Origin of the sequence: Pseudomonas sp. BIGb0164, assembly GCF_024810135.1 — a bacterium.
Lineage (GTDB): Bacteria > Pseudomonadota > Gammaproteobacteria > Pseudomonadales > Pseudomonadaceae > Aquipseudomonas.
In genome coordinates this window covers 597,874-610,095 of the sequence record NZ_JANUEA010000004.1, presented here as the reverse complement: position 1 = coordinate 610,095, position 12,222 = coordinate 597,874, and the positions used below count along the sequence as shown (strand labels likewise).

Sequence of the window (12,222 nt, the reverse complement as noted above, 5' to 3'; positions counted from 1 at the left end):
GCAAACTAACTGTATGCGAACTATCCAGTGTCCCAGACCCTCGAACAACTCCAGATGAACCTCAGCAGCAGCATGGTGGTGGGCGCCCGCAACTGGCGCAAAATCTGCCAGACCACGCTGGTGAGCTACGGTATTTCCGAAGCCTGCGCCGTGCCGCTCTTGATGATCGGGCGTCTGGGCGACGGTGTGCATCAGGTCAAGGTGGCCCAGGCGTCGGGGATGGAAAGCCCGTCGCTGGTGCGCCTGCTCGACCAGTTGTGCGCAGGCGGCTACGTGTGCCGTACCGAAGACGTCCACGACCGCCGCGCCAAGGCCCTGAGCCTCACCGAGCGTGGCCGCGAGCTGGTGCAAGCGGTGGAGGTGCAGCTGGTGCGCCTGCGCAAGGAAGTCCTGGCCGACATCGCGTCCGCCGATCTGGAGGCTGCGCTGCGGGTGCTGCGCGCCTTTGAGGCGGCCTCGCTTTGAACGGATTCTTTACCGGTTTTCCACCAGCACGCGACTGGTTCTACGGGGTGCGCACGTTCGCCGCGTCGATGATCGCGTTGTACATCGCCATGCTCATGCAGATGCCACGGCCGTACTGGGCGATGGCCACGGTGTACATCGTCTCCAGCCCGTTTGTCGGGCCTACCAGTTCCAAAGCCTTGTACCGCGCCATCGGCACGTTCATGGGCGCGGCGGCGGCGGTATTTTTCGTGCCGATGTTCGTGCAGTCGCCCTATGTGCTGGTGGTGGTGATTGCCTTGTGGACGGGCATCCTGCTGTTCCTCTCCATGCACCTTCGCACCGCGAACAACTACGCGCTGATGCTGGCCGGCTACACCTTGCCGCTGATCGCCTTGCCGGTAGTGGACAACCCCCTCGCCGTGTGGGATGTGGCCGAAGCGCGTACCGAAGAAATCTTCCTTGGCATTGCCGTGGCGGCGGTGGTGGGTGCGATGTTCTGGCCGCGGCGCCTGGCGCCGGTGTTCGATGGCTCGGTGAGCAAGTGGTTTGCCGACGCGCAGGTCTACAGCCAGCGCTTTCTGACGCGCAACGTGGAGCCCGAGGAGATCAGCAACCTGCGCGGCGGCATGGTCGCCACCTTCAACACCCTCGAACTGATGATCGGCCAACTGCCCCACGAAGGCGCGCGGCCGCAGACGGTGCGCAATACCAAGGAACTGCGCGGGCGCATGATCCATCTGCTGCCGGTGGTGGAAGAACTCGACGACGCGCTGTACGCCATCGAGCACCGTGCGCCGGCGTTTCTCGACCGCCTCACGCCGTTGCTGGACGCGGCGAATCAGTGGCTGGAAAACACCACCGAAAACGCCACGCTGGACAGCTGGCGCAGCCTGCGTGAGCAGATCGACGCCCAGCAGCCTACCGGTGAAGCGCTGGACGATCGCCACACCCTGCTGTTCTCCAACGCGCTGTATCGCCTGGCCGAATGGGTCGACCTGTGGCAAGACTGCCGCAGCCTGCAAGCCGCCATCCAGTGCGAAAGCCAAGACACCTGGCGCGCCGTGTACCGCCACTGGCGCCTGGGCCGCCTCACGCCATTCCTCGACCGTGGCCTGATGTTCTATTCGGCGTTCTCCACCGTCAGCGCGATCATCGTGGCCTCGGTACTGTGGATCCTGCTGGGCTGGACCGACGGCGGCAGCGCGGTGATCCTGGCCGCCGTGGCCTGCAGCTTCTTTGCGTCGATGGACGACCCCGCACCGCAGATCTACCGGTTCTTTTTCTGGACCGCGATGTCGGTGTTGTTCGCCAGCCTCTACCTGTTTTTGGTGCTGCCTAATCTGCATGACTTCCCGATGCTGGTGCTGGCATTCGCCGTGCCCTTTATTTGCATCGGCACGCTCACCGTACAGCCGCGTTTCTACCTGGGCATGCTGCTGACGCTGGTGAACACCTCGTCGTTCATCAGTATCCAGGGTGCTTATGACGCGGACTTCCTCAACTTCGCCAACGTCAACCTGGCCGGGCCCGTGGGGCTGCTGTTCGCCTTTGTGTGGACGCTGATCGCACGGCCCTTCGGCGCCGAGCTGGCGGCCAAGCGCCTGACCCGTTTCAGCTGGCGCGACATTGTCGGCATGACCGAGCCCGCGACCCTGGCCGAGCACCGTCACATGGCCGCGCAGATGCTCGACCGCCTGATGCAGCACCTGCCGCGCCTGGCCCTGACCAACCAGGACACCGGCATCGCCCTGCGTGACCTGCGCGTGGCGCTGAACCTGCTCGACCTGCTGGCCTATTCGCCGCGCATCCTCGGCGTGCCACGGGTGCTGCTCAACCAAGTGGTCGAAGGCGTGGGCGGCTATTTCAAGGCGTGCCTGAAAGCCGGTGAACGCCTGCCTGCGCCCAGCGGTCTGCTGATGACCCTGGACCGCACGCGCCGCGCCCTCAACGGCCAGGGCCTGCAAGACGAAGACGACACCCGCGTGCACTTGCTGCATGCGCTGGCTGGCCTGCGCCTGGCGTTGTTGCCGGGGGTGGAATTCATTGGCGGCACCGAGATGGAAGCGCCGCTACCTGATGGAGCGCCTTTATGATCGGTGATCTGGATATCAGCGGGGTTTTCTTGCCCACGCTGCTGGTGCTGATGGGCATTACGTATGTGTTGTTCCTGGTGGTGCACGGGTTGTTGACCCGCGTCCACTTCTATCGCCTGGTCTGGCACCGGGCATTGTTCAATGTGGGGCTCTACGCGCTGTTGCTGGGCGCCGTGGACTCACTCAGTCGATACCTGATGACATGAAAAAACCTTTTTTGACCATCGGCCGTGTAGTCCTGACGTTGTTGATCGTGACCTTCGCGGTCGTCGTCGTATGGCGCATGGTCATGTACTACATGTTTGCGCCCTGGACCCGTGACGGGCACATCCGTGCCGACATCGTGCAGATCGCCCCGGACGTGTCCGGGTTGATCCAGCAAGTGGAAGTGCGCGACAACCAACTGGTGACCAAGGGCCAGGTGCTGTTTGCCGTGGACCAGGACCGCTTCAAGCTGGCCCTGCGCCAAGCCCAGGCCGCCGTGGCCGACCGCCAGGAAACCCTGGCCCAGGCCCAGCGCGAGTACAAGCGTAACCGTGGCCTGGGCAACCTGGTGCCGAGCGAGCAACTGGAAGAAAGCCAGTCCCGCGTGGCGCGTGCCCAATCGGCGCTGGCCGAAGCGCAAGTGACGGTGGACGCCGCCCAGCTCAACCTCGACCGCTCGGTGATCCGCAGCCCGGTGGACGGCTACGTCAACGACCGCGCACCGCGTACTCAGGAGTTCGTTACAGCTGGGCGCCCGGTGCTGTCGGTGGTGGACAGTAACTCTTTCCACATCGACGGCTATTTCGAAGAGACCAAGCTCGACGGCATCCACGTCGGCATGGGCGTGGATATCCGCGTGATCGGCGACAACGCCCGCCTGCGCGGCCACGTACAGAGCATCGTCGCCGGCATCGAAGACCGCGACCGCACCAGCGGCTCCAACCTGCTGCCCAACGTCAACCCGGCGTTCAGCTGGGTGCGCCTGGCCCAGCGGATTCCGGTGCGCATTGCCTTTGACGACGTGCCAGCGGACTTTCGCATGATCGCCGGGCGCACGGCGACGGTGTCGATCATCGCCGACACGGCCAAAGACGGAGACAAGCCATGAAGCAGCTCCTGGCAACCGCTGCCTTAGGGTTGTTGCTGTCGGCCTGCCAAATGGTGGGGCCGGATTACAAGCTGCCGGACAACGCCGCCGTCAACCGAGGCGACCTGCAAGGGCAGATCGCGGGTGAGGGGCACAACGTGGTGTCGGCGCCGGTGCCGGCCGACTGGTGGAAGCTCTACCACGACCCGCGCCTGGATGAGCTGGTGCGCCAGGCCATGGCGTCCAACACTGACCTGCGCGTGGCGGCCGCCAACCTGCAACGCTCGCGCTACCAGGTGCAACAGGCTGAGTCCGCCGGGGGCTGGAACGCCGGTGCGAAGGCTGAAGTACAGCGCCTGCAGGAATCCGGCGAAGCGTTTTTGCTGACGGAAAAAGTTCCGGTCGCCAACATTGGTAGCGCAGGCATCACCACCTCGTACCAGTTCGACCTGTTCGGCACCTTGCAGCGCGGCATCGAAAGCGCCCAGGCCAGTGCCGACGCCGCCCAGGCCGCTGCCGATATCGCACGCATCACGCTGGTGGCGGATGTGGTGCGCTCCTACACCCAGGTATGCGCGGCGAACGAAGAGCTGGCGATTGCCAACGAATCCCTCGACCTGCAAGCCCAGAGCACCAAGCTGACCCAGCGCCTGCGTGACGCCGGGCGCGGCGATGAAACCCAGGTGACCCGCTCGCAGACCCAATACAAATCCTTGCGCGCCGATATGCCGCGCTACGCAGCGGCGCGCCAGGCCGGGCTGTTCCGCCTGTCGATGCTGCTGGCCAAGCCGGTGGACCAACTGCCGGCGGGCACCGGCACGTGCGCCGAGCTGCCGCACATCGCCCAGTTGCTGCCCGTGGGCGATGGCGCCGCGCTGCTCAAGCGCCGTCCTGACGTACGCCAGGCCGAGCGCCAGTTGGCGGCCGCCACCGCCCGAATTGGTGTGGCCACAGGGGCGCTGTACCCGGACATCAGCATCGGCGCTACCGTCGGCACGGTCGGTATCCTCGATGACCTGGGCACTGCGCCCACCAACCGTTGGGGCTTCGGTCCACTGATCAGCTGGTCGGTGCCGACCAACGGCGCGCGGGCGCGTATTCATGAGGCCGAAGCCGCCACCCAGGGCGCCCTGGCGCACTTTGACGGCGTGGTGCTCAACGCCATCCGCGAAACCCAGACAGGCCTGGCGCAGTACACCGCTCAGTTGCAACGCCGTGACGCCCTGGCCGATGCCGGCGAGTCGGCCAAGGAAGCGTCGGAGCAGACGCACCGCTTCTTCCAGGCCGGGCGCGCGTCGTTCCTGGCCGACCTGCAAGCCACCCGCACCTACACCGATGTACGGGCGCAGCTCGCGGCGGCCAACACCCAGGTTGCCATGAGCCAGATCGATCTGTTCCTGGCCCTCGGCGGCGGTTGGGAAAGCGGACGAACGCAAGCGTCACAGCCCGGCAAACCCTGAACGAAACGCTATGCTTTGTCAGGTGAGGCGCCGTGACGCCTCACCTGACACTGCTCGCGTTTGCTCATGGGGATTCCAATAATGAAAAACCCTTATGCTCCCGCTTTCTGGTGCGTGTTCTTCGCACTGGTGTTGCTCTCGGCTGCCTATTTCTACGGCGTCATGCTGGCCCATCAAATCGACAAGGCCATGGTGTTTCTCGACAGCGCCTGCGCGGTGATCGGCACCTTGTCCATCGGCGTGGTGGCGTGGGCGTCGTACCAGAATCAACGCGTGAAAAAGCGGCTGCTTGAGCAAGGCAAGACCCGCGTGGCGATCTGGGACACCAAAGTCGCCCTGCGCCGGGTCGAAACCGTGTTCGACCGCTATTTCTGGGGCAGCTATTGGCAACCCGGGCGCACCTTCCAGGAAGTCATGGGCGAACTCACCGGTACGCCCCTGGAAAAAAGCCTCGAAGCCCTGAAAAAACAGTGTGTGCTGCTCGACCAGCAGGTCGCCGATGGCCGGCATTGGCTGAACAATGCGCGGGAATTGTCCGATGTGGCCAACCAGATGGCGCGCGAACGTTACCAACTGGATTTCTGCGATCCCAAGGCTGACACCCCGGGCAATGCGGTGATTCACCGCGAGTTTGAGGTGCTGGTGTACACCTGGACCGCCCGCCTGAAGAGCTTTGACCACCAGCTCGATGAAATCGATATGGAGTATTCCTGAACCAAGTACCGACTTGATCGCTCTGAGAAAACTGGGCCGTGCGCGGCCGCCAGTGCTAATCTTCCCCCGTTTTCGGCGGGCTTGAGCCAACCCCCTCGGGGTTCAAGGAAGACAGCCCACTTCTCACAGGATTTGATCAGGTCACTTCATGAATAAGCCAGCCGTTGTTTTCTTGGGTTTTGTTGTCGCCGTGGGCGCCGTCAGTGCAGGCGGTGCCTGGTACACCGGCAAGCAACTGGAGCCCGTGCTGCAAACCGCGATCCAGAACGCCAACAAGGAGATCCAGACCTCCCTGGCCGGCGTCGACGGCACGGCGACCCTTGAGCTGGTCTCCCTGGACCGTGGCGTATTCAGCAGCACCGCCCACTACCGCCTGAAGGGGCAAGGTTCGGTATTCGGTGAAGACAACCCGAACCCTGAGCTGCTGTTCGTCGATCACATCGAACACGGCCCGCTGCCGTTCTCGCGTCTGGTGACCTTGAAGTGGTTGCCGGTCATGGCCACCAGTCACTACGAACTGGAAAAGAACGCCACCACCGAGAAATGGTTTGCCGCCAGCAAAGACGTGTCACCGCTCAAGGGTGTTGCCAGCATCGGCTACAACCGCTCGGTCACCGGCAACGTCGAACTGCTGCCCCTGGAGCTCAAGGACGATAAGTCTTCGGTGAGCTTCTCTGGCGCCAACATGGACTTCGACAGCACCGCCGAAGGCCAGAAGGTCAAGGCCAGCGGCTACATGAACAGCCTCAAGGTGGCCGTGGTCGACGCCAACGGCGAACCGCTTGAAGCCGAACTGGCGGGTTTGACCGTGGCCAGCAATCTGGAGAAATCCACCTTCGGCTTCTACACCGGGCAGAACACTGTGGAGCTGACCGACACCAAGGTCACCTTCGGTCCGCAGAAAGCCGTGCTGACGCTCAAGGGCTTCGAGCAGAAAGACTCCAGCGAAACAAAGGACAACAACCTGGCCGGCCGCGTCGACTACAAGATCGACGAGATCGGTTATCAGGGCAAACCTGTTGGCTCGGCCGCCATGGCCCTGAGCATGAAGAACGTCGACATCCCGGGCATGCTGGTGCTGACCAAGCTTTACCAGGAAAAGATGCAGCCGGTGCAAGCCGCCGCCGCAGCCGGTGAGCCAGTGCCTGAGCTGCAACTGACTGAAGCCGAACAGACCTTGGCCGAAGCCAACGTCAACCAGGTGCTGGCAGCCAAGCCGCAGCTGGCGGTGGAAAACCTGTCGCTGAAAACCACCCATGGTGAAAGCAAGTTCAACCTGCTGGTCGACCTGACCAAACCAACGTCCATGGAGCTGCCACCGGTTGAGCTGGGCAAGCAGATGGTGGCGTTGCTGGATGCCAACCTGACCCTGTCCAAGCCAATGATCGCCGACGTTTCCGCCCTGCAGGCGCAGGCCGGTGGTGTGACCGATCCGAAAGCCATCGAGCAGCAATCCCAGATGGCGGCCGAAATGGTCAGCGGTGTGGCGGTGGGTACTCAACTGGCAACCCTGGTCGGCACCGATGTGGTGTCCAAGCTGCACTACGCCAACAATGAAGTGACCTTCAACGGCCAGAAGATGACCGTCGAGCAGTTCTTGAGTTTTGTGATGGCCAAGGTCGGTGCGGTCGGCGGTGCGCAGTAAACATTTCTACATCAAGCAGAAATAAATAGTGTGGGAGCGGGCGTGCTCGCGATAAGGGTCAAACAGTCGACACTCGTGCCGGCCAGCGCCCCGTTATCGTGGGCAACTCCGCTCCCACACTGGTTTTTTCCAAACAAAGACAATTCTGAACAATTGTTCTGAATTGGACTTTTCCCTACATTCCTAATGGATAGTTCCTACAGGAAAGCTAGGTCGGGTCACTAGACGCCGACACCCTGATGCAAATTGCTCAGGACCACCTATCGTTACAGCTTTCCGTGTGTAAGGAAGCTCACGATATGCTGCGAAACCTACCACTCAGTGCTTCAGGCCGGTTGCGACTGCTCATCGGGGCAGCCTTATGCAGCCAACTGCTGATGCCTGCTTTCGCTTTGGCCGATCCGGCCTATGACGCGCTGATCATTCAGGCGCGCAACGGCAATTTCACCCCCGCCCTGACCCAATTGCGCCAATTGTCTGCCGAGCGCCAGACGCCGGGGCAGATCAGCGATCACCTGGTGATTGCCGGCTGGGCCGGGCAGGACGCCGAAGTGCTGAAGGTGTACGAGGCCCAGGGCAAGAATCGCAACCTGAGCACCCAGGCGCTCGCCACGGTTGCGCGCACCTATCGCAACCAGAAGCAGTGGGCCCAGGCGACGGCGGTCTACAACCAGGCACTGTTGCGTGAACCGAACAATGTCGACCTGCAACTAGGCCTGGCGCTGACGCAGGCTGACGGTGGCCAGGCCACTGAGGCCGTGCAGCGCACTCGCGCGCTGGTGGCGGCCAACCCGAACGATCCCAACCGGCGCATGGCGCTGGGCTACGCGCTGACCCGCGCCGGCTTGAACTACGACGCGCTGTTCGAATTCGACCAAGCGTTTATCCGTGCCGGTGACAAACCCGAAGTGGCCCGTGAATACATTGTCGCGCTGCAAAAGGCCCGCCTGCCGGAACCGGCACTGCGTCTGTCGGCCAAGCGCCCGGGCCTGCTGGATGAGGTCACCCAGCGCCGCCTGGAAGGCGACCTGGCAGCCGAGCGTGTGCGCATGGCCGAGTTCGCCACGCGCACCGAGCAGGAGCGCTATGTGATCGCCGACCGCGCCCTGCAAGACTACGACAAGCTGCTCGCCCGCTGGACCCCGGATGCCAGCGCCCATGACGACGTGGTGCGCTGGCGCATCGACCGCTTGGGTGCGCTCAAGGCGCGCGCACGCACGGCAGAGGTGATTCGCGAGTACCAGACCCTCAATGGCGAAGGGGTGCAACTGCCCACGTACGCGTTGCGCTGGGTGGCGGCGTCCTACCTGGACCAGCGCCAGCCGGAAAAAGCCGAACCGCTGTACCGCCAGGTGCTGACCGCCCCGGATGCCGACGCCAGTTACCGTGTCGACGACAGCACGGCGTTGTTCTATGCCTTGCTGGAGAGCGACAAGGTGGAGCAGGCCCGTGAAGTGGCCAACAAGCTGGCCAAGGAGCAGCAACCGCGCGTCGAACTCAAGGGCCTGCCTATCGGCAACCCGAATGACAACTGGATGGACGCTCAACAACTGGCCGCTCAGGCTGGCACCTACGGCGCCGACCTGCCCGCCAGTGAAGCGGGGCTTGAAGCGCTGGTGCAAAAGGCCCCGGGTAACGTCGGCCTGCGCCTGGCCCAGGCCGACATGTACCGCGCCCGGGATTGGCCACGGCGCGCCGAAGGCGTGCTCAAGGAAACCGAAGCCCAGGCCCCGCGCGATATCGGCCTGGAAGTGAACCAGGCCTATACCGCCATGGACCTGCAGGAGTGGCGCCAGCTCGACCTGCTCACCGATGACGTGCTCGCCCGCAACCCGGACAACCGCCAGGTACAGCGCCTCAGCCGTTTGCGCGACGTACACGATATGGCTGAGCTGCGCGTCGAGGCCTACACCGGAAAAAGCTTCGGTGGTGGCAACAACGGTGACGCGGGCGCCGTCTCGGGCAGCCGCGACTGGGGCATTGAAAGCCGGCTCTATACGCCGCCCATCGACGAAGACTGGCGCCTGTTCGCCGGTGCCGGCTATGCCCGTGCCGATTTCGAAGAAGGCACCGGCCAGCATCGTTGGCAGACGGTAGGCGTGGAGCGGCGCACCCGCGACATGACGATTGAAGCCGAGGTCTCCAACCATTCCTATGGCGATGGCTCCAAACAAGGCGCCGCGGTGTCGATTGCCCGCGACATCAACGACAACTGGCAATACGGCGGCAGCCTCGGCTACCTGCTGTCCACCACACCGCTGCGGGCGCTGAATGACGGCGTCACGGCCAATGGCGGCAGCGGTTTTATTCGCTGGCGCGCCAACGAAAGCCGCGAGTGGAAACTGACCCTCAGCCCTTCCCATTTCAGTGACGGCAACGACCGCTTCGAAGCCCTGCTCAGTGGCCGCGAGGGCCTCTACAGCTCGCCGAAGCTGCAAGTGGACCTGGGCCTGGAAGTCGGGGCCAGCCGCAACAGCAAGGAAGATACGGTCTACTTCAACCCGAAGTCGGACTTCACCGTGTTGCCCGTGATCAACGTCAACCATGTGCTCTATCACCGTTACGAGACCCAGTGGAGTCAGCAGTTCCAGATCGGTGCGGGGACGTATAGCCAACAGGATTACTCCACGGGTGGCATTGGCCTGGTGGGCTACGGCCAGCGCTTTCGGTGGAACGATGTACTGGAAGCCGGCGCCAACCTGAGCCTGATCAGCCGACCTTACGACGGTGATCGCGAACGCGATCTGCGCCTGCTCGTCGACCTCACTTACCGTTTCTAGAAGAGCCTGACCATGACCGTCCTCAGCCGTTGCTTGTTGATTCTGGGCGTATTGCTGGCCAGTGCCTGTGCCCAGCAGCCCGCGCCCTTCACTCCACCCGCCGAGCGGCCCACTCCGGCCAACGAACTGGCGTGGCCGAAAAACCATTTCCTGGGCATTGCCTACCACGACGTCGAGGATCGCGACCCCGATCAGGCGGTGGTCGCGGTGCGCACCGAGCGTTTGATCGAGCAGTTGGCCTGGTTGCGCGAAAACGGCTACCAGGCGGTCAGCGTCGACCAGATCCTGGCTGCCCGCAACGGTGGGCCGGCGTTGCCGCCCAAAGCCATCATGCTCAGCTTCGATGACGGCTATTCCAGCTTCTACACGCGGGTGATGCCGATCCTGCGGGCTTACCATTGGCCGGCCTTGCTGGCGCCGGTGGGTTATTGGATCGACACGCCGATGAACCAGCCGGTGGATTTCGCCGGCCAGCCAAGGCCGCGTGGCGAGTTCCTGACCTGGCAGCAGATCCGCGAAGTGTCCCAGTCGGGCCTGGTGGAAATCGCCGCGCACACCGATGCCAGTCACACCGGCATCCTGGCCAACCCCCAGGGCAACCTGGAACCGGCGGCGACGTCGTTGCGGTTTGACCCGGCCACGGGCCGCTATGAAAGCCAGGCCCAGTTCGACGCGCGGATGCGTGCCGACGTAGTGGCGATCACGCAAAAAATCCAGAAAGTCACCGGCAAGAAGCCTCGCGTATGGGTATGGCCTTACGGCGCCGCCAAAGGCACGTCACTGGCCATCGTGGGCGAGCAGGGCTATCAGATGGCCCTGACCCTGGAAGACGGCCTCGACAGCTCCAATGACTTGATGAACAGCCCGCGCTTCCTGGTGGCCTCCGACCCGGATGGCGAGCATTTCGCCAACAGCATGGTGGCGGTGCAGGCCAAGGCACCGCTGCGCGTGCTGCATGTGGACCTGGACAACGTCTACGACCCTGACCCGGCCCAGCAGGCGCGCAACCTGGACGTGCTGGTACAGCGTGTGGTGGACATGGGCGCGGGCACTGTGTTCCTGCAAGCCTTTGCCGACCCCAAGGGTGATGGCCTGGTACACGAGTTGTACTTCCCCAACCGCCACCTGCCGGTTCGCGCTGACTTGTTCAACCGCGTCTCCTGGCAATTGCACACCCGTGCCCATGCTGCGGTCTATGCCTGGATGCCGGTGCTCAGTTTCGCCCTCGACCCCAAGCTGCCACGCGTGACGCGCTGGGACCCGCAAACCGGCAAGGTCGGCCTGGACCCGGACCAATACAAACGCCTGTCACCGTTTGACCCGCAGGTGCGCAAGATCATCGGTGAAATCTATGAAGACCTGGCCCGCAACAACGCCATCGACGGTGTGCTGTACCACGACGATGCGGTGTTCAATGACTTCGAAGATGCCAGCCCCGCTGCGCTCAAGGCGTACGCCGCCAACGGCCTGCCGAACACCATCGAGGCCCTGCGTGCCGACCCGGCGGTGATGCAGCGCTGGACGCGCTTCAAGAGCCGCTACCTGATCGACTTCACCAATGAGCTGACCGCCAAGGTGCGCGCTATCGGCGGGCCGCAGGTGCAGACCGCGCGCAACATCTTCGCCGAGCCGATGCTCAACCCCGGCAGCGAAACCTGGTTCGCGCAGAACCTGGATGATTTCCTCCAGACCTACGACTGGACCGCGCCCATGGCCATGCCGCTGATGGAAGGCCAGGAGTACAAGACGTCCAACGCCTGGCTGGAACAACTGGTGGCGACGGTCAAGCAGCGGCCCGGTGCGCTGGAGCGCACGGTCTTCGAACTGCAGGCCAAAGACTGGCGGACCAAGGAAGCGCCAGACATCGACGCTGCGCAGATGGCGGAGTGGATGGGGGTGCTTAAACGCCAGGGGGTCAGGAGCTTTGGCTACTACCCGGATAACTTCCTGGAAAATTCCCCGGACTTGAAGACAGTACGTCCGGCCCTTTCCAACCAATGGAACCCTTGAC

At 63.4% G+C, this 12,222-nt stretch carries 9 protein-coding genes; all 9 read left to right on the top strand.

The window, feature by feature from the left end:
* Positions 1–54: 54 nt before the first annotated feature.
* Positions 55–465 carry a MarR family winged helix-turn-helix transcriptional regulator gene (locus M2394_RS14060; RefSeq protein ID WP_178919352.1) on the top strand — a complete coding sequence of 137 codons (411 nt, stop codon included), beginning with the start codon at positions 55–57 and terminating at the stop codon, positions 463–465.
* On the top strand, positions 462–2,540 hold the full coding sequence (locus M2394_RS14055; protein WP_259172866.1) for an FUSC family protein: 2,079 nt from the start codon (positions 462–464) through the stop codon (positions 2,538–2,540). Before M2394_RS14060 ends, M2394_RS14055 begins: the two co-directional genes overlap by 4 nt.
* The gene (locus M2394_RS14050; RefSeq protein ID WP_012721577.1) at positions 2,537–2,746 is read left to right on the top strand and encodes a DUF1656 domain-containing protein; all 210 of its coding nucleotides are present in this window, start codon (positions 2,537–2,539) and stop codon (positions 2,744–2,746) included. Before M2394_RS14055 ends, M2394_RS14050 begins: the two co-directional genes overlap by 4 nt.
* Positions 2,743–3,633 carry an efflux RND transporter periplasmic adaptor subunit gene (locus tag M2394_RS14045; RefSeq protein ID WP_259172865.1) on the top strand — a complete coding sequence of 297 codons (891 nt, stop codon included), beginning with the start codon at positions 2,743–2,745 and terminating at the stop codon, positions 3,631–3,633. The genes M2394_RS14050 and M2394_RS14045 overlap by 4 nt, the downstream gene beginning before the upstream one ends.
* Complete coding sequence (locus M2394_RS14040; RefSeq protein ID WP_259172864.1) at positions 3,630–5,072, top strand: efflux transporter outer membrane subunit; 1,443 nt, start codon at positions 3,630–3,632, stop codon at positions 5,070–5,072. The genes M2394_RS14045 and M2394_RS14040 overlap by 4 nt, the downstream gene beginning before the upstream one ends.
* 81 nt (positions 5,073–5,153) lie before the next feature.
* Complete coding sequence (locus M2394_RS14035; protein ID WP_178919316.1) at positions 5,154–5,786, top strand: NADH:ubiquinone oxidoreductase subunit N; 633 nt, start codon at positions 5,154–5,156, stop codon at positions 5,784–5,786.
* A 148-nt stretch (positions 5,787–5,934) separates the two neighbouring features.
* On the top strand, positions 5,935–7,431 hold the full coding sequence (locus tag M2394_RS14030) for a YdgA family protein (RefSeq protein WP_178919317.1): 1,497 nt from the start codon (positions 5,935–5,937) through the stop codon (positions 7,429–7,431).
* A gap of 299 nt (positions 7,432–7,730) precedes the next feature.
* Positions 7,731–10,211, top strand: coding sequence for a poly-beta-1,6 N-acetyl-D-glucosamine export porin PgaA (gene pgaA, locus M2394_RS14025; RefSeq protein WP_259172863.1), 2,481 nt, complete (start codon positions 7,731–7,733; stop codon positions 10,209–10,211).
* Positions 10,212–10,223: 12 nt separating this feature from the next.
* The gene (gene pgaB / locus M2394_RS14020) at positions 10,224–12,221 is read left to right on the top strand and encodes a poly-beta-1,6-N-acetyl-D-glucosamine N-deacetylase PgaB (RefSeq protein ID WP_178919319.1); all 1,998 of its coding nucleotides are present in this window, start codon (positions 10,224–10,226) and stop codon (positions 12,219–12,221) included.
* The last annotated feature ends 1 nt before the right edge of the window (position 12,222 follow it).